We start from the raw sequence: 21,356 nt of genomic DNA, 5'->3' as shown, positions 1-21,356 counted from the left end.
GATTCTACGTTTGACGCGGACCCGACACCGCGGGACGCGCTGTCAAGCAATCGAGAGGAGTGGACTGATGTCCGCAACACGTTCCGGTTTCGACGCCCCGACCGGCACGGGTGCCTCCAAGAAGCCTGTACGAGTCACCCTGGTCGACGACGACGAGCTCACGTCCCGGGGAATGGCATCGATGCTGCGCGACCACCGCGACCAGGTCGAACTGGTCAGCGTGGCGACACGCGACGTGCAGCCGATCGACATCGCGCTCTACGACCACACCCTCAGTGGACCCTCCCGGCCGCGCCGGTTGGAACAGCTGATTGCTGACAACCGACTCCGCAAGGTCGCCATCTTCACGTGGAACTTCCAGCCGTGGTCTGCGGCCGAGCTCATCGAGCAGGGCGCCTGCGGATACCTCGGCAAGGGCCTGACGAGCGAGGAACTGGTCGACGCCCTGCACTCCATGAACGCCGGCCGCGCGGTGGTCTCCGCTGGTGGAGGATCAGGGCACCCCCAGGGCGGCCGGACCGATCGCGGCGAGCTCCTGACCGGCCGCGAGGCGGATGTGCTGACCCACATCGCGAGTGGCTACAGCAACGCGGAGATCGCGGAGACGTTGCACCTGTCGGTGAACTCCGTGAAGTCCTACATCCGGGCCTGCTACCGCAAGATCGACGTCGAGTCCCGCAGCCAGGCCGTCCTCTGGGGACTGAACCACGGCTACGGCGGCCCAGCCGCGTCCGTGACTGTTGCTCGCCAGGGTCCCGCAATCCTCACAACCGGCGACCGCGAACGGGGTCCGCGGGTCGCCGTGTGATTGACGGGAGCTGCGCGAGCGGCACCCGACGTACCGGCCCTGACGTGGGCTCGGGGATGGGACGTCACCAACCGGCAGGGAAGCGGGCGGACCCGGCGACCAGCACGAGGACGACCACGACGCAGATGGCAGCCGCGAGCAGCATCTCGCGCCCCAGGTGTCGCACGGGCCGGACCACCACCAGGGCAACGCCGCCCAGGGCCGTCACGGCCGACACCGCGAGGATCGGCACCATCGGCTGAGCGAGAGCGGCTGCGATCCCCAGGACGATCCCGGCGATGGCAGCACGCCGTACGGCGACCGGGCGATCCCCTCGCGGGAGACCCACCACCGTCACCGCCCCACCGGTCGGCAGCTGATCCGGCGCGAGGACACGCAGCAGCAGTGTCGCCGTCGCCGGGTCCGTCACGACCACGACGTCTCGGAACCTGTCGCGCAGGGCATGGCGCCGGACCAGCTCGTCGAGGCGGTGCCCGCGGTCCGCGCGGGGGAATCTCGCGGGCGCCAGGAGCATGTCCACCTGGGGCTCGACGCGGAGACCACGCACCACTCGCTCTGCTTCCGCCGTCGGGGCGGTGAGGACGACCGGGTGGCGACCGAGGTCGTCGGAGAGTCGCGGAAGCCCGGACTTCTCCCCCATTGTGCTCACCACGAAGATGCGCTGGCGACCGGACACGCTGGTGACGATAGCCGGAACGGCGTCACGAGAATCGGCTGCTCGGACGCTGCCTGAGCGCTAGGGTTGCGGCGGTCGACCACCCATTGGGGTGAGCGACGTGTCGGGGGCAGCACCGCCCACGACTGGAACCCTCGAAGGACTTTGACAATGGGACTCTTCCAGGCAGCGATCGGCGCCATCGGCGGCACGCTCAGCGACCAGTGGCTCGACTTCTTCGGCGTCCCGGACGGGTTGCCTGCCACGGCAGCGGTGTTCCCGGCCGTGCGCAAGGGTGAGAACGCCGGCCGCGGCGGCAACGACAGCGCCTCGACCGGCATCATCACCAACGGTTCGAAGATCGTCGTGCCGGAGGGCTACGGCCTGGTGCTGCTCCAGGACGGCGCCTTCACCGGCTTCGCCGCCGAGCCCGGTGGCTACGTATGGAACTCGGAAGAGGCCTCGTCGCAGTCGGTCTTCTCCGGCGGCGGGCTCATGGACTCAGTGATCAAGCAGAGCTGGGAGCGCTTCAAGTTCGGCGGGCGCCCGTCATCCCAGCAGACGGCCCTGTTCGTAGCGCTCAAGGAGCTGCCCAACAACAAGTTCGGCACCCAGTCGGAGATCTACTGGGACGACGCGTTCCTCAACACCCAGGTCGGCGCGATTACCCGCGGCACCTACACCCTGAAGATCACCGACCCCCTCACCTTCATCCGCAACTTCGTCTCCGCGGGCGTCATCAGCGGTGAGTCGATCTTCGACTTCACCGACATCGACAACCCCGCCGGCGAGCAGCTCTTCAACGAGGTCGTCGGCTCGTTGGCACCGGCGTTCTCGATGTACACCAACGATCCCGCCAAGGGCAATCGGATCAGCCGGCTCCAGCAGGACTCGATCGGCTTCGCGCAGTCGCTGTCCGCCGCAGTCGAGGAGAACTACCGCTGGCGCACCGACCGCGGGCTCGAGATCGTCAAGACCGCGATCATCTCGATCGAGTACGACGAGAACACCCGCGAGCTGCTCAAGAACGTCCAACGTGCCGATGCCCTGTCGGGGTCCCGGGGCAACTCGAACCTCCAGGCGTCCGTCGCCGCGGGCATCGAGTCGGCCGGCGAGAACGCGGGACCCGGCGGACTGATCGGGATGGGCATGGCCACCGGTGGGATGGGCCTCGGTGGGCTCCAGCAGCCCGCCCCGGCACCGGCCGCGCCTGCGGCCCCTGCAGCACCGGCGGCCCCGGCTGCACCGGCGGCACCCGCCGCGGACGATCCCATGGCGGTCCTCAAGCGGGCCAAGGACATGTTGGACGCCGGCCTGATCACCCAGGCCGACTACGACGCGGCGAAGGCAAAGGCACTGGGGCTCTGAGATGACCATCGGAGCACAGGGGGACGCCCAGCAGCCTCGTGATCCCGACGCGCCCGTCTTCGACGGTCCGCCGCTGTCTCTCGAGGAGGAGCTCGCGGCAGCGCGGGCCGAGCCCGAGCCGGGCCCGAGCATCGACATCATCAACGAGTCCTTGGCAGACGGTCTCAACCGCTGCCCCAAGTGCGGCTCGACGGACGTACGCCTGCGCGGCTCGACCGCCATGCTGATGTGCCTGTTCTGCCGTCACCAGTGGGAAGAAGCCCGCGTCGAGGAGGAGTTCGGTCTCGGGGAGGGCATCCACGACCTCAAGGGCACCGTCGTCGCGACCGGCGCCGAGGCGATCTCGGCCGACGCCGAGGACGTCATCACGCTGAAGTGCGGAGGGTGTGGCGCCGACGTCATCGTCGACACCGACCACGCCCTGAACGCGCGCTGCCACTGGTGTCGCCATACCCTCAACATCAACGAGCGGACGCCCAACGGCGCCGTACCCGATGCGGTCCTGCCCTTCAAGCTGACCCACGTCGAGGCGGTGGAGAAGATCCGGGAGTTCGCCTCGAAGCGCCGACTCTTCGCCCACCCGCGCTTCAAGAAGGAGTTCGTGCCCGAGAACGTCCTCGGCGTCTACCTCCCCTACCTCGTCATCGACGCGCGCGCCGATGCGGCGTACGTCGGCACCGGCGAGGTCCAGACGCGACGCTGGACCGAGAAGCAGGGCGACAACTCGGTCACCTACTACGCGGCAGACGTCTACCGCGTCAATCGCTCGGTCGACTTCACCGTCGACGACCTGACGATCGAGGGCGCTGCTGGTCGGGCGGAGTTCGACGGCAGCGAGACCAACAACATCATCAACACCATCCTCCCGTTCGACACCAAGAACGCGGTGAAGTGGAACTCCAGCTATCTCGTCGGGTTCACCAGCGAGAAGCGCGACCGTGACGTCGGCGACATGAAGCCCGTCCTGGAGGACCAGCTGCTGTCCATCGGTCGCTCGCAGGTGCACGCCTCCCTCGCGCAGTTCGACCGCGGCGTGCGCTGGGAGCAGGAGCAGGTCAACGTCGCCGGCTCGCGCTGGGTCTCCATGTATCTCCCGGTCTGGCTCTACTCCTACTACCAGGAGGACACCAAGATGCTCCACTACATCGCGGTCAACGCCCGCACTGGAGAGACGATGGGCAGCGTCCCGGTCTCCCAGTGGAGGCTCATCGCCGCCGCCATGACCGTCGGTACCTTCCTCGAGGGCATCGCGGGCTACATCCTGGTGGCGTCCGCATGATCGCCACCATGTTCACCGAGATCGTGGTGATGGCCTCGGACGACGACGGTCTGGTGTGGCTGCTCGCCGCCGGACCGGCCGGCGCCGCGGCCACCTACTGGGCGCTCTACCGCTACTACCGCAACAACGACAAGTCGCACGCGTTCGAGCGCGACACCCTCATCGAGGCGCAGCCGGTGCAGAGCCAGGAGGAGAAGATCAACCACATCTCCCGGACCCGCGACTCCGACATCGACGGTGACAACTCCGAGCAGCACCGCAAGCGCGTCGAGCGGCTTCGCTGACCTGGGCGCCGGTCCTGCGGCGAACAGCGGGGCCATGGCGGCCGCCTTCGCGTTGGCGTTCGGTTGACTGTGGCTTTGGTGTCCGTGGGTGACACCAAAGCCACAGTCACTCGGGTCGGTGCTCTCGGCCGCACATAGCGGTCGTTCGGTGCCACCTGATGGCAGCGAAGTACCGCTGTCTCGGGAGCCCGCGCAGGGCGGACTTCTCGTCTCCTCAGTTCGGCCCTACTGGCTCACGAAGAGCCGGCCTCTCGGCTGCCTCGAGGATGCTGGACGTCATGTAGGTGATGAAGGGCGCCGTACGGGCGGTCAGCTCCGGGTCGGCCTGCTGGTGGACGCGCTGCCAGGGATCCGGGCGGCTGCTGATGGCAGCACGGATGAGCGGGAGCCACTCGTCGGCAACTATGTCGAGACACCACTGCGCTGCCGCGACCTTTCCGCACACCGCACCCGTGGTCGCGGTGTAGAGCATGCGGCAGTTGGTCAGCACCTCGTGCGGTTGGCCCCACCCGTTGGCGAGGTACTCCGGTTCGGCCAGCGCAGAGTCGTGCCGTTCCACGGCCAGCCGCGCTGCTTCGTCGCGCACGGCGGAATCCGGCACCTGCGGCACCAGGGAGCCGCCGACCGCGCCCGAAACGACCACTGCGTGGTGCTTGAGGACCCAGCGGAAGACCTCGGTGTTGTCGTGCGTGGACAGCTCCATCTCACGCTGGCCGTTGTCCACGTACAGCCAGGGCGTGCCATCGGCTCGGCGGGCCAGTGCGTCGGCAGGAGCGTAGGAGCCTTCAAGGACGTGGGCCCAGTTCTCGGTCCGATCCGGAAACGAGCGATGGAGCGCGCGGACACGCTGCTCCTCAGCCGGCGTGAGCTCGTCGTGGGTCACGACCAGGAAGTCGACATCCGAGTGCGAGTCACCCGATCCCAGTGCGAACGAGCCCTTGAGATAGATCCCCACCACCGAGTCGCCGAGCGCGGAGCGCACCTGGTGGTCCAGCGCAGCCAGGACAGTTCGCAGCAGCTCGGCCTCGGGGCGGTCCAGCTGGCGTTCAAGGATGGCGGTCAGCTGGTCGGCGGTCACGCAGTGAAGGAGACCAGTCCGCCCGGCAGCACGCAACGTCGTTTTCGCGGTCGCCACAACGGCTGCCCGGTCACCGGCCGTCGGCGCATCCCTCCGCCACGACGCGAACCGTCGACGCAGGATAGCGACTCAGCGCTTCGGCCGGGCGGATCGGACGCGGAGTGAAGCCCCCGCCGCAGTTGGGGCACACGCCCTTCAAGATCGTGTCCACGCAGGTGCGGCAGAAGGTGCACTCGAACGTGCAGATCATCGCGTCCTGAGCGGCAGGTGACAGGTCCTTGTCGCAGCACTCGCAGTTGGGTCGTAGTTCCAGCACCTGATGATGGTCGCGCATCGCCGGGACGCGCGCCGCCGCATTCCTGCCGGGGTACGGCGAAGTCCCGCCGATTCCGTGGAGCGGCGCCATGTCCCCGAGTCGTGGCCAGTAGCGTCGGGCCCGTGCAGCACACCCACGACATCGAGTTCGTGGACGACGTCGTACGCAAGACCTACGTCTCCTGGTCGAAGGGCGAGCCGGACCGCGAGTGGGCGGCCCTCGAGCACCTCGAGCAGCACGCACCCGGTCTGGGGCCGCGGCCGATCGAGCGGTCCGTGGTGGAGGGTCGTCCCGTGGTCGTGATGTCCCGCGTGCCCGGGGAGCCGTTGACAGGGGCGCTCTCCAAACTGCAGACAGACGCCTTGATCTCGGCCCTGCAGCAGCTCTTCACCGTGCCGGTGCCGGCAGTCCTGCCGGAGCGGGCGAACACGCCGGCGTGCCTTCCCGAGCTCTTCCGGTCCTGGCTGGCTCAGGAGTACGAATGGACGATGTGCCAGGACTCAGCCCTGGTACGGCACGCCGTGGCCGTGGCGCGGGCGTGGACCGATGACCATGAGACCGCCAGCGACTGGATCGTCGATCGTGTGATCGCACTCGGCGACGGCAACCTCGACAACGTGCTGTGGGACGGCGAGGTGTGCCGGTTGATCGACTGGGAGGAGTACGGCGCCTCGGACCTCGCCTACGAGCTGGCCGACGTCGTCGAGCACGCGTCGTCCCGACTGCAGCGACGGCTCGATGTCGAGGAGCTCCTGCGCGCATTCGGCCTCGACACGTCCCGGCGAGCACAGGTGGAGCACCATCGCCGGATGTTTGCCTGCTTCTGGCTCGCGATGTTGCTGCCCGGCAACCGCGGATGGCACCGCAACCCTCCCGGGGCCACCGAGGACCAGGCACGTCACGTCCTACGGCTGATCGGCGACTGACCGCTGGGAGATGGCTTGGGCTCTCAGCACGACCGCCGTCTCGGGTGCCATGACCGGGAGCCGCACGCCGAGCGTGGTGAGCAGTGCGCCGGTGGCCTCCACCGGCTCGCCGTCGCGCCAGGTGGTGCCGAGATCGAAGGCTGGTGAGGTGCTCGCCGGGGTCTCCACCGACACGGTGTAGCTGCGATCCGGATCGAGGCCGGGCAGCAACACCGGCGGCGGGGCCTGGGTCACGACTGTGTCGACAGTCGCCACGACGTACCACCCTTCTGCGCCCGTCGGGTCGACGATGCCGGACACCACGACCGCCGGGTCGTGGTCGTCGCCCCGGACGAGGCGCCCCGCGGCCAGCAGCGGACGGATCCGCTTGTGCAGCGCGACCCAGGCCGAGAGCTCCTCGCGCTCGGCGTCGGTCAACCGGCGGACATCCCACTCGAGGCCGAAGTGGCCCAGCAGCGCGGTCGCGGCGCGGAAGCCGAGGGATGCGTGTCGGCCGGTGGTGTGGGCGACCGGGCCGCCGACATGGGCACCGAGACGCTCCGGCGGCACCAGCAGGGACGTCCAGCGCTGGATGCGCTGGCGCTCGACCGCGTCGATGGTGTCGCTGGGCCAGACCCGGTCGGTGCGGGTGAGCACCTCCAGGTCGATGCGTGCCCCGCCGCTCGAGCACGACTCGATCTCGAGACCCGGATGCGCGGCTCGAAGCTCGTCCAGGAGGCGGTAGAACGCCTCGGTCTGGCCGTGGACGGCCGGGCGTCCGCCGTGGGCGACGTCGATGAGGTCGCGGTTGTGGTCCCACTTGAGGAAGGCGATCGGATACTCGTCCAGGATCGCCATCAGGGCGTCCCGCACGTGCGCGTATGCGTCGGGGTCCTGCAGGTCGAGCACCTGCTGATGGCGCCACGTCGGCGGCAGCTCTCCGCGCCCCCGCAGGATCCAGTCGGGGTGCTCGCGGGCGACGTCGGAGTCTTCGTTGACCATCTCCGGCTCCACCCAGAGCCCGAAGTCCATGCCCGCGGCATGGACGCGCTCGATGAGCGGGTGCAGCCCGTCGGGCCACTGCTCGGCGCCGACGGTCCAGTCGCCGAGGCCGGCGCGGTCCGATCGGCGGCCGTTGAACCAGCCGTCGTCGAGGACGAACCTCTCCACGCCCACACCGGCAGCCGCGTCGACGAGGTCCGTGAGTCCCTGCAGGTCGTGGTCGAAGTAGACGGCCTCCCAGGTGTTGATCAGCACCGGCCGCTGGTTGAGCGGCAGCTGACGGCGCAGCCAGCCGTGGATGCGGGCACTCGCGTGGTCCAGGCCGGAGGTGCTGTGCGAGCCGACGAGCCAGGGGCTGGTGTAGGTCGCGCCCTCCTGCAGCTCCACCTCGCCCGGACCGAGCAGCTCGCCGCCGCCGAGCAGGCACTCGCCTTCGATCGTCCGTTCGGCGTACGCCGCATGGTCGCCGCTCCAGGCGACGTGGGTCGCCCACACCTCCCCTGCTCCGAAGCCGAACGCCGGCGTGCCGGCGACCATCAACAGGGTCGCGTCGTGACCGGTCCGGCCGTGGCGGCCCTCGCGCAGGTGCGTGCCGATCAGCCACGGACGACGCTGCGGGGTGCGCTCACGGCACCAGCGACCCGTCATGTCGAGGAGTTCAGTGGCACGTGGCGCCACGGGAAGGGCGCACCGCACGGCCGTGAGGACCAGCGCGCCGGTGCCGGTGTTGGTGATGTGCGTGCGCGTGCGGACGAGTCCCTCGCGGGTCAGCTCGAGATCGACACGAACGCCCCAGCCCGACTCGGCGTCGGTCGAGCTGAGCGTCAGCCTGGCGTCATCATCCTCGTCGAGGTGCCACGACCAGTCGCGCAACCGGGGCGCCCAGGCGGCTTCCTTGGCACCGGGACGGAAGCCCTCCAGACCGGGCAGCCCGGTGAAGCCGGCGACGTTCTCACCCACCACCCCCCGGAGCCGTGGGTCGTCGAGGGCTGAGTGCGGCACTCCGGGGGTCAGGAGCCGGGCCGCCGACGTCGGGTCGACCGGACCGAGGGCGGTCCCCCAGTGCAGGAGGACAGGGACCCCCGCCGCGGAGGTCGTCAACAGGACGCTGACGCCGGCGCGGCTCAGGTGGACGGAGTCCACGCGCATCAACCCTTCGTCGAGCCGAGCGTCAGGCCGGCGACGAACTGCTTCTGGAGCACGAAGAACACGATCAGCACCGGTAGCGCGACGAGCACCGAGCCCGCCGAGAGCAGGTTGTAGTCGACGAAGAACTGCCCGCGCAGGTTGTTGAGCGCACTGGTGATCGGGAACTTGTCCCCCTGCCCGCCGAGGAGCACCGTGGCCCAGAAGAACTCGTTGTAGATCCAGGTGACCTCGAGCGTCGCCAGCGCGGCCAGCGCGGGACGGACGAGAGGCATGGTGAGCTGCCAGTACTGACGCCACACGCTCGCACCGTCGATCTGGGCCTGCTCGTAGATCTCGAAGGGCAGCGACTTCATGTAGTTGCTGAGCACGAAGGTGCAGAAGCCGAGCTGGAAGGCGACGTTGATCGCGATCAGACCCCAGTAGCTGCCGAGCACGGTCCCGGTCTCGCTCATCATGAGCGGAAGGGGGATCTCCCTGAACATGCGGTAGACCGGGATCAACAGAGCCTGCGGAGGCATCAGGTTGGCGGCCAGGAAGATCGCCAGCAGCGTCAGGTTGAAGCGGTAGCTGAAGCGGGCCAGCACGAAGGCGACCAAGGAGGACAGGAACAGGGTCAGGAACACGGCCGGCACGGTGATGATCAGCGAGTTGATGAAGAACTTGCCGAGGCCGGCGTTCTCCCAGACGTTGCGGTAGTTGTCCAGCGTCCAGCCACCGAAGGAGAGATAACCGTTCTGCTGGGTGTAGGTGTAGCTCCGGAAGGAGTTCAGCACGGCCCAGAACAACGGGAAGAGCCACAGCAGCGCGAGCACCGCCATGATCACGGTGGTGACCGTCCCCCGGTTGCCGCCCGTCACTCCGCCCTCGAGCCGCTTCGGGGACCTGGTGCGTGGCCGGTCCACGGCCGTCGCGGGGGTGCTCATGGCCGCTCCTCCTTGAAGACGTTGCGCAGGTAGATCGCGATGAAGACTGTGGAGATCAACATCATGATCACCGCAAGAGCGGAGCCGAAGCCGTAGCGACTGGCCTCGCCGACGACGTTCTGGGCGACGAGCGCCCCGATCAGCTCGAGCCCGTTGGTGCCGCGGTTCACGACCCAGACCAGGTCGAAGGCACGGAGCGACTCGATGACCACGATGACCAGCACGATCATGTTGATCGGCCGCATCACCGGGAAGATCACCCGGAAGAAGGTCGTCCGCTCATTGGCCCCGTCCATGGCGGCCGCCTCACGCAGCGACCCGTCGACGCCCTTGAGGCCCGCCAAGTAGATCAACATGATGTAGCCGGTGTGCCGCCACGCCGTGGCGACCAGGACGGCCCAGAGGTTGACGCTCGAGTCGCCGTACCAGTCGACCTCGGAGTTGAACACCTGGTTGATCAATCCCTGGTCGCGTGAGTAGAAGAGCTGCCAGATGAAGCCGACCAGGGCCAGCGACAGGACCACCGGCATGTAGAACGCCGTCTGGTAGAAGCGGCTGCCGCGCATGTTGCGGTCCAGGATCACGGCGAGCAGTATGCCCAGCAGGGTCGGACCCAGGAACAGGAACGCCAGCCAGATCAGGTTGTGCCGGATCGCCGGCCAGAACGCCGGATAGATGTCGACGATGTCGGTGTAGTTCTTGGTGCCGACCCAGGTGATCTGGTCGAGCTCACCGATGCCGTTCCAGGCGCCGAACGACAGCACCATCGACAAGATGGCCGGCACCCAGACCAGGAACACCACGAAGGAGGTGGGGACCACGATCATCGCGATGACGACCGCGCGATCCAGCGGGCGGAGACCCCGACGTGGTCGCTTGCGGGTGACGGGGGGGTCCGCCGACGTCACGGCTACCGGCGTCGTTGTCGTCACTGGTCCTCACATTCCTCGTGGTTGTCCCTGGCCTGAGCGTTTCATCCTCAGACGAAGATCGACTCCTTCTGCTCCTGGATGCTCTTGGTCACGCCATCGATGTCCGACGGGTCCTCGAGGAACTTCTGCAGGGACGGGATGATGACCGTCGAGGCGAAGTCCGACCTGGTGTCGCGGTCGAGGAACTGCGCGATGTTCTCGGCCTCGCCCACGACCTCGGCGGACTTCTGCTGCAGGGCGGAGTAGACACTGGTGTCGGCGCCGGAGTTGGCAGCGATCAGCGGGGTCGTGCCCTTGTTGGCAGCGTCGGCCGCCTCAGCGGTGCCGAGGTACTTGAGCATCTCCTTGCCACCATCCTGGTTCTTCCCTGCAGCCGACAGGCAGAAGCCGTCGATCGGGGCGTCCAGAGCGGTGGCGCCGATGGCGCTGTCGAGCTCGGGGAACGTGAAGAAGTCGAGGTCGTCCTCGTCGTCCGGGATGGCGTCGACGACGAACGTCCCCAAGAGGTACATGCCGCACTCGCCCGTGCTCAGGGACGTCGCAGCCTCCTGCCAGGTGCGGCCGAGGGGGTCGGCCTGGTGCAGGGGAAGCAGGCTCGCCCAGGTGTCGAAGACCTGCTTGACCTCGGTGGAGTCCCACTCCTCGTCACCGGCCATCAGGCTCATGTGGAAGTCGAAGCCGTTGATGCGCATGTTGAGGATGTCGAAGGTGCCCATGGCGGGCCACCCGTCCTTGTCGGCGAACGCGATGGGCGTGATGTCGTCCGACTGCATCTTCTTGCTCAGCGTCATCAGCTCGTCGAGCGTCGTCGGGGGCGCGTAGCCGTTCTTCTCGAAGACCGACTTCTTGTAGAACATCGCCCACGGGTAGTAGCCGACGGGCACGAAGTACTGCTTGCCGTCGCTCGCGGTGGAGGCGGTCTTGAAGCTGTCGGCAAGGCCGTCGATGGGCCACACGTCGCTGACGTCGGTGATCAGGCCCTGCTCGGCGAACTGGTTCATCCGGAAGCCGGCGAACCACGTGAAGACGTCGTCGGGGTTGCCCTGCAGGTAGGTGTTGATGTTCTCCTGGAAGGTGTTGTGGTCGACCTCGTTGCGCTCGACCTTGATGCCGGACTTCTTCTCGTAGGCCTTCGCGATCTGAGCGAGTCGCTCGTAGGCGGGACCTGCGCCGCTCGCCTCGTTCATGCCGAACTTGACCGCTGCAGACGCGCCGCCGCCGCTGCCGCCGTCACCTCCGCACGCGGCGAGGAAGGTGGACGAGCCCAGCATCGCACTGCCGAGCAGACCGCCTCGGAGGACGTTCCGTCGGGAAGCGGCCATCCCCAGGACGGACGCGGGGATGGGCTGCGAACCAACGTTGGGACGATTCATCAATGACCTCCAAGGCAAACAGGAACAAACACGGGAGCTGTAGTATTGACGTGAAGTACCTCACATTGCAACCATCTAGGACACACAACTTGTCAAAGCGCACAAGAGTAAACGGACCAGATGGAGTTGCCTGTTGTTTTCAACAACCGCTGAGGGTGTGGCCGCGCCACCCGGGGATCGTCCGAAGCGCCTGTCGTTCGGGGGCGACTACAACCCCGAGCAATGGCCCCCAGCCGTCTGGGACGAGGACGTGCGCCTCATGCTCGAGGCGGGCGTGGACCTCGTCACCGTGGGCGTCTTCTCGTGGGCACACCTCGAGGTGGCGCCCGGTGACTACCGCTTCGAGTGGCTCGACGACGTCCTGGAGCGACTCTCCTCGGCGGGGATCGGCATCGACCTGGCCACCGCCACTGCCTCACCGCCCCCGTGGTTGACCGCACTGCACCCGGAGATGCTCCCGATGACCCGTGAGGGGACGCGTCTGTGGCCGGGTGGTCGCCAGGGCTTCTGCCCCAGCTCCCCCGTCTATCGCGAGCACGCGGTCGCCCTGTGCAGCAAGCTCGCCGAGCGTTATCGCGACCTCGAGACCCTCCGACTCTGGCACGTGGGCAACGAGCTCGGCTGCCACAACGCCCTGTGCTTCTGCGACGTGAGCGCCGCTGCGTTCCGCGTCTGGTTGCAGAAGAAGTACGGCGACCTGGAGGAGCTCAACCGCGCCTGGGGCACGGCCTTCTGGTCGCAGCGCTACACCGACTTCCAGGAGATCCTGCCGCCGCGGACCGCCGCCGCCGTGGCCAACCCGACCCGCGAGCTGGACTTCCGACGATTCTCGTCCGACGAGCTGCTGGCCAACTTCGTCGCCGAGCGGGACGTGCTGCACCACGTGTCCCCCGGCGTCCCCGTGACCACGAACTTCATGATCACCGAGCACATCCGCGAGATGGACTACTGGGCCTGGGCCCGCGAGGTCGACGTCGTCTCCAACGACCACTACCTGCTCGCGGCCGACCCCGACGCCCACACCGAGCTCGCCTTCTGCGCAGACCTGACTCGCGGGGTCGCCGGTGGGCGTCCATGGCTGCTGATGGAGACCTCCCCTGGGGCGGTCAACTGGCAGCCGCGCAACATCGCCCGCCGTCCTGGGGAGCTGCTGCGCTCCGCCATCCAGCACGTCGCACGCGGGGCGGACGGGATCCTGTTCTTCCAGTGGCGAGCCTCCCAGGCCGGGGCCGAGAAGTACCACGCCGGGATCCTCCCCCACGCCGGCACCGACACCCGCATCTGGCGTGAGTCGGTGGAGCTGCGACAGGTCCTCGACGCCGTTGCCGAGGTGGAGGGCAGCGTCGTCCGCAACCGGGTCGTCATGCTCTTCGACTGGCACGCCTGGTGGGCCTGTGAGCTCGACTCCCACCCGAGCACCGACGTGACCTATCTCGACCGGGCCCATGCGCTGCACCGCTCGCTCACCGACGCCGGGGTCGGGGTGGACTTCGCCCACCCGGAGGACGATCTGACCGGCTACGACCTGATCCTCGTGCCCACCCTGTACACCGTCACCGACGCCGCCGCCTCACGGTTGAAGGAGGCCGTCGAGCGGGGCGCAACAGCACTGGTGACCTACTTCAGCGGCATCGTCGACGAGTTCGACCACGTCCGTTTGGGGGGCTATCCCGGGTCGTACCGCGATCTGCTCGGCATCCGGGTCGAGGAGTTCCTGCCCCTGCGCGAGCACGAGGGAGTGACCCTGTCGAACGGTTGGACTGCCGACGTCTGGACCGAGCACCTGCACCTCGACGGAGCGGAGGCGGTCGCCCACTATCTCGACGGACCGGCTCAGGAGGTGCCGGCGGTCACGCGTCACACCGTGGGCCAGGGCTCCGCGTGGTACGTCGCCACCCGGCTGGACCGCGACGGCGGCGACGCGCTGGTCGCCCTCCTGCTCGAAGCCGCCGGGGTCGAGCCGATCGCTAAGGTACGCCCGGGCGTGGAAGCGACACGCCGAGAATCGGACGACGGAAGGTCGTGGCTCTTCGTGGTGAACCACACCGACGCGCCGGCACAGGTGGACGCCCGGGGCGTGGACCTCGTGACCGGCAGCACGGTCGAGGAACGGTTGACGGTGCCCGCGGGCCACGTTGCCGTGGTTCGGGAGGCCTGATGCTCGCGGCACAACGGCGTTCGGAGATCATGGCGATCCTCGAGCGCGACCGCATAGTCCGGGTCAGCCACCTGGTCTCCGCCCTCGGGGTCTCCGACATGACGATCCGCCGCGACCTGCTGGCACTGCACGAGCAGGGCGCCTTGGAGAAGGTGCACGGAGGCGCCGTCGTACGCGCCGAGCCCAGCACCGCCGAGCCCGGCTTCGAGGCGAAGTCGGACCGCCAGCTGGCGCAGAAGGAGGCGATCGCGGCCCGCGCAGCTCAGCTGGTGCACCCGGGCTCCGCCATCGCCGTCTCGGCCGGCACCACGACCTTCGCCTTCGCCCGGCATCTCGTGGCCATCCCGGGGCTCACTGTCGTCACCAACTCCGTCTGGGTCGCGGACCTGCTCCACCGTGCCCGGGTGCCCAGCCACACGGTGCTCCTCACGGGCGGTGTGCGGACACCCTCCGACGCCCTGGTGGGCCCCGTGGCGATCGCCGCCCTGCGGTCGCTGCACCTCGACACGGTCTTCATGGGCGTGCACGGAATGGACGCGTCAGCCGGCTTCAGCACGCCCAACCTGCTCGAGGCAGAGACCAACCGCGCGATGATCGCGAGCGGTCGCCGGCTCGTCGTGGTTGCCGACGCCACCAAGTGGGGAGTCGTCGGGCTCAGCTCGATGGCCGCCCTGTCGAAGGCCTCGACCATCATCACCGACGACGGGCTCTCCCAGTCCGCACGCCAGTCACTCGCCGAACACGTCGACGAGCTGCTCCTGGTGGCGCCGCAGGAGGGCTCGGACGGTCCGGACGACTCCCCAGCAAACCTCGGCTCAGCCAGGCAGCACTACAGCCAGGCCGCTCCGTAGCCTGTGATCGTCAGCGCAGCAGCTGCTCGACCCCGTTGGTCAGCTTGACGTTGTAGAACCCCGAGTTGGCGTCCGTGTACCAGACCGATCCGCGCTTCGGGTCCCATGCCGGGGCCGACATCGCGTAGGAGCCGGCGACGTCCGGGAAGCCCGGGCGGCTGCCCGGCCGCTGGGGCCGGTTGAAGTAGGCCACCTCGCGCGGGCGCTCCACGTCGCTGATGTCGAAGAGCCGCAGTCCCGAGAGGATCATCGAGCAGCCGGCGATCTTCGGGTTGGTGCGCCTCGGCACGGAGCAGTAGTGACCGGCGTAGCCCTGCGCCGGGAAGTTGGCGCCGGGATCGGCGTACTGCTCGCCTCCGTGCACCTCGGGCTGGTGCACCTCGAGCCGGAGGTGGGAGACGACGAACGGGCGGCGCGGGTCGTCGACGTTGATGATCCGGCCCGCTCCGACGGGCGCGTTGGGCTGGTCGGAGACGCCCTTGAGCGAGAACAGGTCGGCGTACTCGTCCATCTCGAGCAGGTAGTCGTGGCCGTCCTGGGTGAAGGGCTCGGCCGACTGCGGGATCGACGCCTCTGGCCACGTCAGCTTGGAGAGCACGGTCGGCCTCGCTCCGAGCACCCGGTCGTGCACGGCGCTGACGTCCAGGATGTCGAGGCCGGTGCCCCCCATCAGGTCGAGCGTCGACAGGTCGGGGTTGCCGATGTTGGCGGCATACATCGTGTCGCCGTCAGCGGAGAAGCGCAGACCGTGATAGCTGACACCCGGTTGGACCATGATCGGGGTGGGCAGCCGGGGGTCGGCGAGATCGATCGCGACGAGCGTCCCGGAGGTGCTGGCCGTCCAGAACGTCCGGCCGTCGGGGGCGAAGCCGCTCTCGTGACCGAGCACGCCGCTGGGGGTGCTGGAGAGCAACCGGGGATGGCGGCAGTCGCTCTTGACGTCATAGACGTCGAGGACTCCGGGATAGGTCGCTGCGGTCCCGAGCGAGGCGACGAGGAGCCCTCGCCTCCTGTTGAGCAGCAGGGACTCGTGCGGGCTCTGCATGGCCGGCGTGGTGAGCGTGGCGGTCTGTCGTGGCTTCTTCGGGTCGTCCATCGCCAGCACGATGACGCCGAGGCCGGACGTGAGGTTGTAGACGAGGTCGCGGGGGAAGACGAGCGTGCTGTCGTAGAAGGCGCAGGTGTGGCCCTTGGCGTCGGTGAAGCGATGCACCTTGAAGCCGCCCGACGTGCCCCGGTGCGCAACTGCCCGGGCGTTGCAGCGATAGCCGCGGTCGACCCGGCCGGACGCGTAGTCGCTGGCCGGCACCCGACCCTGGATGTCGGTCTCTGGCCGCGAGCCCTTGCCGCAGTCGGCGCGCGGGACCGGCAGGGGCTCCCGACCGCCCTGGGCGCCACCACCCGTGACGGCGAGCAGCCCGCCGGCCGCGAGCACGCCGGCCAGCAGGGTGAGGAGGAGACGCCGGGCAGCTGGTCGGGGGCTCAGGGGCATGGTCACTCCAACGAGTCGGTTCCCGAGACGGTACGGCGAAGCGTGCAGCCCGGACAAGGGTGGCGCCCTCCCCGACGTAGTCTGGAGCGCATGAGCACCGTCGAGCTGACCGCCGAGTCCTTCGAGCAGACCGTCACCAGCGAGGGCATCACCATCGTCGACTTCTGGGCCTCCTGGTGTGGCCCGTGTCGTCAGTTCGCGCCCGTCTTCGAGGCGGCCGCTGCGGCCCATCCGGACATCACGTTCGGCAAGGTCGACACCGAGGCCGAGCAGGAGCTGGCCGCGCAGGCGGGCATCACCTCGATCCCGACGCTGATGCTCTTCCGCGACGGCATCCTGCTCTTCAACCAGGCCGGCGCCCTGCCCCCGAAGGCCCTCGGCGACGTCATCGAGCAGGCGCGTGGGCTCGACATGGACGACGTACGCCGCCAGGCGAGCGCCGCCCAGGACGCAGCCGCGTCCGGTGAGGTCACCCTCGACGACTTCGCCGCGGCGCACGCCATGGGCGCCTTCGTGCTGGACGTGCGGGAGGACCACGAGTTCACGGCCGGACACGTCCCCGGCGCCGTACACATCGCGATGAACGACGTGCCGGAGCGGCTTGCGGACGTCCCGACCGACCGCCAGGTCATGGTGATCTGTCAGAGCGGCGGTCGCAGCCGCGCGATCGCCGACTACCTGAAGGCCCAGGGAGTCGACGCCTTCAACGTCACCGAGGGCACCCAGGGCTGGGGTCAGCGCGGCTGGCCGCTCGACCGCTGAGGCGGCGCCGACGCGATCAGGCGTTTCCTACGATCCGCTCCGCGCGAGGTAGGCCGAGCACGGCGCCGAGCAGATGTCGCAGCACCCGGAGTTGCGCCCGCATGTGCTCGGACGAGCCGGTGGAACGGCACAGCAGAAAAGCTCCCTCGAACGTGACGAACACGTGGTCAGCGAGGGCATCGAGGTCATCGAGGTCGACGTCACGAGACGCCGCAGCCGCCGTCAGGAGGTCTGCGATCTCCTTGCGCCAGGCCTCGATGGCTCGGTTGATCAGATCAGCGGTGCCGTTGGTGACGAGCTGCTGCTCGGTGAGCACCGCGACATAGAGACAGCTGCTCTGCGCCGACATCATTTCGTCGGCGGCCTCTTCGAAGTGTCGGACGAACGCAACGACCCGCTCCGCAGGGTCCGCAGCGGTGGCGGTTGCTTGGAGCGCAGCACGAAGGTGACCGAGATCCGCGTTGACATACCGCGTCGTCAGGGCCTGCGCGAGGTCGAGCTTGGTGGCGAAGTGGTGGAAGAACGCGCCCTTGGAGGTCGCGGCGGCCTTGATGACCTGATCGACAGACGTGGCCGAGAATCCGTTCTCGATGACCAAATGCTCTGCTGCATCGAGGATCCGCTCGCGGTTGACTGTTCCATCGGTTGGCATGAGGCTCTTGTATCAGACTAAGCAGTCTGGTACAACAGACCAATCAGTCTGTTTCACGGTGGAAGAAGTATCGATGAGCACTCTCGTCCAGCCATCCTGGCTAACCGGTCGATATGTGAGCGACGGCGGCCTGGAGACCGACCTGATCTTCAACCACGGCGTCGACCTTCCAGAGTTTGCCGCGTTCCCGCTCGTCGAGGACGAGCGAGGCCGGGGCATGCTGCGGACCTACTACGAGGGGTATGCCACTGTCGCTCGCAACGTTGGTGCGGGCCTCACGATGGAGTCGCCGACCTGGCGTGCGAACCCGGATTGGGGGGCCAAGGTGGGATACGACGGGGCCGCGCTCGACCGCGTGAATCGTGCGGCGATCGCATTCCTCGACCACCTGCGACAGTCCTTCAACGACGTCGACGACGTGCGCATCATCGGAGCAATCGGCCCACGCGGCGATGGCTACGTCGCGGGTGAGAAGGCCGACCCCGACGATGCGGCCGACTACCACCGCGGACAGGTGGAGGCGTTCGCCACTGCGGGCGCCGACGTTGTCGCGGCATACACGCTGACGGGTCCCGAGGAAGGCATCGGGATTGCTCGTGCTGCCCGACGAGCCGGCGTGCCGGTGCTGGTCGGGTTCACCGTCGAGACCGACGGCCGCTTGCCGGACGGCACCACGCTGCGCGAAGCCATCGAACTCGTCGACGCCGAAGAACAGCCTGACGGGTTCGTCGTCAACTGCGCTCACCCCACCCACATCGCGCCCGCCCTCGACGACGGCGAGTGGCTCACTCGCATCGTCCAGGTCAATCCCAACGCGTCCACTCTCAGCCACGCCGAGCTGGACCTGGCAGAAGAGCTCGACCCCGGCGACCTCGAGCTCCTGACCTCGTCGTACGACGCCCTCCGCGCGCGGCTTGCCGGCCTGAGGGTGATCGGCGGTTGCTGCGGCACCGACACACGCGACGTCGCGGCGCTCTGGGGTCTGTGAACCACTGGCGCACAGCACGTCCGCCCATGGCTCAGCGCACCTGCACCCGCCCGGCCTCCACGTCCCACCGCTGGTCGAGCCGGACGTTGGTCAGCAGCCGGCGGTCGTGGGAGACGAGCAACAAGGTCCCGTCGTAGGTGTCCAGCGCCTGCTCGAGCTGCTCGATCGCGGGCAGGTCGAGGTGGTTGGTGGGCTCGTCTAGCACGAGCAGGTTGACCCCGCGCGCCTGGAGCAGCGCCATCGCCGCCCGCGTGCGCTCACCGGGCGAGAGCCGTCCCACCAGGCTGGCGACCTGATCAGCCTTCAACCCGAACTTCGCCAGCAGCGTCCGCACCTCCGCTGAGGTCATGGCGGGTATGGCGCCCTCGAACGCGTCACCGAGGGGGAGGTCGTCGGGCAGCGAGGTTCGGGCCTGGTCGATCACGCCCACCGCGACGCTGGCTCCCAGGGACGCGCGCCCGTCATCAGGCGCGACCTGGCCCAGCAACAGCTCCAGCAGCGTGGTCTTGCCTGCGCCGTTGGGACCCGTGATCGCGATCCGGTCCCCCGCCGCGACCTGTAGCGACACCGGTCCGAGGACGAAGTCACCTCGGCGGGCGGTGGCCCCATCGAGCGTGGCGACCACGCTCGACGACCGTGGGGCCGCCGCGATGTCGAACTGCAGCGCCCACTCCTTGCGCGGTTCCTCGACCTCCTCGAGGCGCGCGATCCGCGACTCCATCTGGCGGACCTTCTGACCCTGCTTCTCCGACGACTCGGTCTGGGCCTTGCGCCGGATCTTGTCGTTGTCGGGAGCCTTGCGCATCGCGTTGCGGACTCCCTGCGAGCTCCACTCCCGCTGGGTGCGTGCCCGCGCCTGGAGGTCGGCCTTCTTGTCGGCGAACTCGTCGTAGGCCTCGCGCGCGTGACGACGAGCGACGGCCCGCTCCTCGAGGAAGGCGTCGTAGCCGCCGTCGTACACCGACACCTGCTGCTGCGCGAGGTCGAGCTCGACGACCCGGGTGACGCAGCGGGCCAGGAACTCACGGTCGTGCGAGACGAGCACGACGCCGGCCCGGAGGCCGCGGACGAAGGACTCGAGCCGCTCGAGGCCCTCCAGGTCGAGGTCGTTGGTCGGCTCGTCGAGCAGCACGACGTCGAAGCGACTGAGCAGCAGTGCCGCCAGGGCGACGCGCGCTGCCTGGCCGCCGGAGAGGGACGTCATGAGCGCGTCGAGGCCGAGGCTGAGACCGAGCTCGGCGAGGGTGGCGGGCGCTCGGTCCTCGAGGTCGGGGGCACCGCTGGCCAGCCAGTGGTCGAGAGCCACGGCATAGTCGTCGGCGGCGCCGGGGGCATCAACTTCGAGGGCCGTCGCGCCAGCCTCCATCGCTTCGGTCGCCGCGGCAGCGCCCGTCCGCCTCGCGAGGTAGCCGCCCACGGTCTCCCTCGGGATCCGTTCGTGCTCCTGCGGGAGCCAGCCGACGAAGGCGTCTGCCGGGGCGGTGGTCACGGTGCCCGCCATCGGCACCGCCTCACCGCTCAACAGCCGCAGCAAGGTCGACTTGCCGGCGCCGTTCGCGCCCACCACCCCGACCACGTCGCCGGGGGCGACCGTCAGGTCAAGGGACTCGAAGAGGGTGCGGTGTCCGTGGCCACCGGCCAGTTCCTTCGCTACCAGGGTGCCGCTCACCGGCGCAGCCTAGACGCTGGGGCGGGTCCTCCACCCACGGTGGCGCAAGGTCGCGACGTGGCGTCCCGCTACGACCACCACATCGGCCACGACGAGACCGGCGTCCGCGGACACGTCGTGGATCCCGGCGACCCCGACGGTTGCCCAGTCGAACGGACGGCTCTCCCGTGCACCGACGACCAGCCGCGCCCCCTCCTGGACGGCGACCGTCCCGCTCCCAGCCAGCTCCACCAGCGCGGACCCGCCGGGCGCCAGCAGTGCGGCCACCCGTCCCAGCAGGAGATGCGGCTTGCCGCCCAGGCCGATGTTGCCGTCGGCGAGGATCACGTGTGCCCAGGTATGGAGCCAGGGCAGGGCGTCGAAGACATCGCGGCGCAGCGCACGGGCGCCCCGAGCGCGGGTCTGCCGGACCGCCTCCGCGGAGATGTCCACCCCTAGCACGTCCACCCCGCGGCGCTGCAGAGCTTCCGCGAGCCGCCCGGGGCCGCATCCGAGATCCATGGTCGGCCCCGTGCAGCGCTCGACGAACAGGGCGACGTCAATCGTCGAGGCCGAACGTCGCCAGCGCTCGGTGGCCAGGGGAATGCGTCGCCCGTCCGCCAGCACGAGGTCGCAGGGCGTCCCGGCGAAGGCATCGTCGAGTGCCGCCGCCGTACTGATCGGAGCCAGTGGAATGGACGTGGTGGTCGCGGACACGAGCGTGTCAGCCGAC

Annotated in this window: 20 protein-coding genes and 1 pseudogene; 10 read left to right on the top strand and 11 right to left on the bottom strand. The window is 68.7% G+C overall.

The genetic code is table 11. The annotated features are described in order from the left end of the window. Positions 1 to 67: 67 nt before the first annotated feature. Positions 68 to 808: a response regulator transcription factor gene (locus VNJ48_RS08690; protein ID WP_325601118.1), complete on the top strand. Its 741-nt coding sequence runs from the start codon at positions 68 to 70 to the stop codon at positions 806 to 808. Between the two features lie 64 nt (positions 809 to 872). Here VNJ48_RS08690 and VNJ48_RS08685 read toward each other — a convergent pair whose 3' ends face one another. Further along, the gene (locus tag VNJ48_RS08685; RefSeq protein ID WP_325601116.1) at positions 873 to 1,484 is read right to left on the bottom strand and encodes a hypothetical protein; all 612 of its coding nucleotides are present in this window, start codon (positions 1,482 to 1,484) and stop codon (positions 873 to 875) included. Positions 1,485 to 1,634: 150 nt separating this feature from the next. Between VNJ48_RS08685 and VNJ48_RS08680 the strand changes: the two genes are divergently transcribed. From VNJ48_RS08680 to VNJ48_RS08670, 3 genes are read left to right on the top strand one after another with little or no spacing between them, the layout of a single operon-like run. Further along, positions 1,635 to 2,831 carry an SPFH domain-containing protein gene (locus VNJ48_RS08680; RefSeq protein ID WP_325601114.1) on the top strand — a complete coding sequence of 399 codons (1,197 nt, stop codon included), beginning with the start codon at positions 1,635 to 1,637 and terminating at the stop codon, positions 2,829 to 2,831. Between the two features lies 1 nt (position 2,832). Beyond that, the gene (locus tag VNJ48_RS08675; RefSeq protein ID WP_325601112.1) at positions 2,833 to 4,110 is read left to right on the top strand and encodes a hypothetical protein; all 1,278 of its coding nucleotides are present in this window, start codon (positions 2,833 to 2,835) and stop codon (positions 4,108 to 4,110) included. A gap of 8 nt (positions 4,111 to 4,118) precedes the next feature. After that, entirely contained in the window at positions 4,119 to 4,394 is a 276-nt protein-coding gene (locus VNJ48_RS08670; RefSeq protein ID WP_325601111.1) for a hypothetical protein, read from the top strand. 214 nt (positions 4,395 to 4,608) lie between these two features. On the opposite strand, the gene VNJ48_RS08665 is transcribed toward VNJ48_RS08670, so the two are convergent. Together VNJ48_RS08665 and VNJ48_RS08660 are read right to left on the bottom strand one after the other, a co-directional pair. Further along, positions 4,609 to 5,472 carry an aminoglycoside adenylyltransferase domain-containing protein gene (locus tag VNJ48_RS08665; RefSeq protein ID WP_325601109.1) on the bottom strand — a complete coding sequence of 288 codons (864 nt, stop codon included), beginning with the start codon at positions 5,470 to 5,472 and terminating at the stop codon, positions 4,609 to 4,611. Between the two features lie 70 nt (positions 5,473 to 5,542). Next, positions 5,543 to 5,878: a DUF1272 domain-containing protein gene (locus VNJ48_RS08660; protein WP_325601107.1), complete on the bottom strand. Its 336-nt coding sequence runs from the start codon at positions 5,876 to 5,878 to the stop codon at positions 5,543 to 5,545. 32 nt (positions 5,879 to 5,910) lie between these two features. On the opposite strand from VNJ48_RS08660, the gene VNJ48_RS08655 reads away from it, so the two are divergent. Then, the gene (locus VNJ48_RS08655) at positions 5,911 to 6,714 is read left to right on the top strand and encodes an aminoglycoside phosphotransferase family protein (RefSeq protein WP_325601105.1); all 804 of its coding nucleotides are present in this window, start codon (positions 5,911 to 5,913) and stop codon (positions 6,712 to 6,714) included. On the opposite strand, the gene VNJ48_RS08650 is transcribed toward VNJ48_RS08655, so the two are convergent. From VNJ48_RS08650 to VNJ48_RS08635, 4 genes are read right to left on the bottom strand one after another with little or no spacing between them, the layout of a single operon-like run. After that, positions 6,694 to 8,844, bottom strand: coding sequence for an alpha-galactosidase (locus VNJ48_RS08650; RefSeq protein WP_325601103.1), 2,151 nt, complete (start codon positions 8,842 to 8,844; stop codon positions 6,694 to 6,696). The two genes, VNJ48_RS08655 and VNJ48_RS08650, sit on opposite strands and share 21 nt — an antisense overlap. Continuing rightward, positions 8,844 to 9,767, bottom strand: a complete 924-nt coding sequence (locus VNJ48_RS08645) for a carbohydrate ABC transporter permease (RefSeq protein ID WP_325601101.1) — start codon at positions 9,765 to 9,767, stop codon at positions 8,844 to 8,846. Before VNJ48_RS08645 ends, VNJ48_RS08650 begins: the two co-directional genes overlap by 1 nt. Then, positions 9,764 to 10,699 (bottom strand): sugar ABC transporter permease, encoded by a 936-nt coding sequence (locus VNJ48_RS08640; RefSeq protein WP_325601099.1) that lies wholly within the window; start codon positions 10,697 to 10,699, stop codon positions 9,764 to 9,766. The genes VNJ48_RS08645 and VNJ48_RS08640 overlap by 4 nt, the downstream gene beginning before the upstream one ends. Before the next feature lie 47 nt (positions 10,700 to 10,746). Then, the gene (locus VNJ48_RS08635) at positions 10,747 to 12,072 is read right to left on the bottom strand and encodes an ABC transporter substrate-binding protein (RefSeq protein WP_325601097.1); all 1,326 of its coding nucleotides are present in this window, start codon (positions 12,070 to 12,072) and stop codon (positions 10,747 to 10,749) included. Positions 12,073 to 12,205: 133 nt separating this feature from the next. Between VNJ48_RS08635 and VNJ48_RS08630 the strand changes: the two genes are divergently transcribed. Together VNJ48_RS08630 and VNJ48_RS08625 are read left to right on the top strand one after the other, a co-directional pair. Further along, positions 12,206 to 14,230: a beta-galactosidase gene (locus VNJ48_RS08630; RefSeq protein WP_325601095.1), complete on the top strand. Its 2,025-nt coding sequence runs from the start codon at positions 12,206 to 12,208 to the stop codon at positions 14,228 to 14,230. Further along, complete coding sequence (locus VNJ48_RS08625; RefSeq protein WP_325601093.1) at positions 14,230 to 15,081, top strand: DeoR/GlpR family DNA-binding transcription regulator; 852 nt, start codon at positions 14,230 to 14,232, stop codon at positions 15,079 to 15,081. Before VNJ48_RS08630 ends, VNJ48_RS08625 begins: the two co-directional genes overlap by 1 nt. A 10-nt stretch (positions 15,082 to 15,091) precedes the next feature. On the opposite strand, the gene VNJ48_RS08620 is transcribed toward VNJ48_RS08625, so the two are convergent. Next, on the bottom strand, positions 15,092 to 16,573 hold the full coding sequence (locus VNJ48_RS08620) for a hypothetical protein (RefSeq protein ID WP_325601091.1): 1,482 nt from the start codon (positions 16,571 to 16,573) through the stop codon (positions 15,092 to 15,094). Between the two features lie 90 nt (positions 16,574 to 16,663). Between VNJ48_RS08620 and trxA the strand changes: the two are divergent. Both trxA and VNJ48_RS08610 read left to right on the top strand, forming a co-directional pair. Further along, positions 16,664 to 17,014, top strand: a pseudogene (gene trxA, locus VNJ48_RS08615) (thioredoxin); the annotation flags it as partial. A 60-nt stretch (positions 17,015 to 17,074) separates the two neighbouring features. Further along, the gene (locus VNJ48_RS08610; protein ID WP_325601349.1) at positions 17,075 to 17,335 is read left to right on the top strand and encodes a rhodanese-like domain-containing protein; all 261 of its coding nucleotides are present in this window, start codon (positions 17,075 to 17,077) and stop codon (positions 17,333 to 17,335) included. A 16-nt stretch (positions 17,336 to 17,351) separates the two neighbouring features. On the opposite strand, the gene VNJ48_RS08605 is transcribed toward VNJ48_RS08610, so the two are convergent. Beyond that, the gene (locus tag VNJ48_RS08605) at positions 17,352 to 17,987 is read right to left on the bottom strand and encodes a helix-turn-helix domain-containing protein (RefSeq protein WP_325601089.1); all 636 of its coding nucleotides are present in this window, start codon (positions 17,985 to 17,987) and stop codon (positions 17,352 to 17,354) included. A gap of 73 nt (positions 17,988 to 18,060) precedes the next feature. Between VNJ48_RS08605 and VNJ48_RS08600 the strand changes: the two genes are divergently transcribed. Further along, positions 18,061 to 18,975, top strand: a complete 915-nt coding sequence (locus VNJ48_RS08600) for a homocysteine S-methyltransferase family protein (protein WP_325601087.1) — start codon at positions 18,061 to 18,063, stop codon at positions 18,973 to 18,975. A gap of 31 nt (positions 18,976 to 19,006) precedes the next feature. Here the strand turns inward: VNJ48_RS08600 and VNJ48_RS08595 are convergent, their stop codons facing one another. Then, positions 19,007 to 20,644, bottom strand: coding sequence for an ABC-F family ATP-binding cassette domain-containing protein (locus VNJ48_RS08595; RefSeq protein ID WP_325601085.1), 1,638 nt, complete (start codon positions 20,642 to 20,644; stop codon positions 19,007 to 19,009). Between the two features lie 9 nt (positions 20,645 to 20,653). Next, positions 20,654 to 21,340 (bottom strand): class I SAM-dependent methyltransferase, encoded by a 687-nt coding sequence (locus VNJ48_RS08590; RefSeq protein WP_325601083.1) that lies wholly within the window; start codon positions 21,338 to 21,340, stop codon positions 20,654 to 20,656. Positions 21,341 to 21,356: the final 16 nt, after the last annotated feature.

Source organism: Nocardioides sp. (assembly GCF_035576065.1).
GTDB lineage: Bacteria > Actinomycetota > Actinomycetes > Propionibacteriales > Nocardioidaceae > Nocardioides.
Note: the sequence above shows the minus strand (reverse complement) of the source record. Positions and strands in the feature narration are given on the sequence as shown.

Excerpts from the sequence above, each read along its gene's own strand:
- VNJ48_RS08690 (WP_325601118.1), top strand. The coding sequence starts at position 68 with ATGTCCGCAACACGTTCCGGTTTCGACGCCCCGACCGGCACGGGTGCC.
- VNJ48_RS08620 (WP_325601091.1), bottom strand. The coding sequence starts at position 16,573 with ATGCCCCTGAGCCCCCGACCAGCTGCCCGGCGTCTCCTCCTCACCCTG.
- VNJ48_RS08650 (WP_325601103.1), bottom strand. The coding sequence starts at position 8,844 with ATGCGCGTGGACTCCGTCCACCTGAGCCGCGCCGGCGTCAGCGTCCTG.
- VNJ48_RS08670 (WP_325601111.1), top strand. The coding sequence starts at position 4,119 with ATGTTCACCGAGATCGTGGTGATGGCCTCGGACGACGACGGTCTGGTG.
- VNJ48_RS08625 (WP_325601093.1), top strand. The coding sequence starts at position 14,230 with ATGCTCGCGGCACAACGGCGTTCGGAGATCATGGCGATCCTCGAGCGC.
- VNJ48_RS08610 (WP_325601349.1), top strand. The coding sequence starts at position 17,075 with ATGGGCGCCTTCGTGCTGGACGTGCGGGAGGACCACGAGTTCACGGCC.
- VNJ48_RS08675 (WP_325601112.1), top strand. The coding sequence starts at position 2,833 with ATGACCATCGGAGCACAGGGGGACGCCCAGCAGCCTCGTGATCCCGAC.
- VNJ48_RS08600 (WP_325601087.1), top strand. The coding sequence starts at position 18,061 with ATGAGCACTCTCGTCCAGCCATCCTGGCTAACCGGTCGATATGTGAGC.
- VNJ48_RS08635 (WP_325601097.1), bottom strand. The coding sequence starts at position 12,072 with ATGAATCGTCCCAACGTTGGTTCGCAGCCCATCCCCGCGTCCGTCCTG.
- VNJ48_RS08645 (WP_325601101.1), bottom strand. The coding sequence starts at position 9,767 with ATGAGCACCCCCGCGACGGCCGTGGACCGGCCACGCACCAGGTCCCCG.
- VNJ48_RS08605 (WP_325601089.1), bottom strand. The coding sequence starts at position 17,987 with ATGCCAACCGATGGAACAGTCAACCGCGAGCGGATCCTCGATGCAGCA.
- VNJ48_RS08680 (WP_325601114.1), top strand. The coding sequence starts at position 1,635 with ATGGGACTCTTCCAGGCAGCGATCGGCGCCATCGGCGGCACGCTCAGC.
- VNJ48_RS08660 (WP_325601107.1), bottom strand. The coding sequence starts at position 5,878 with ATGGCGCCGCTCCACGGAATCGGCGGGACTTCGCCGTACCCCGGCAGG.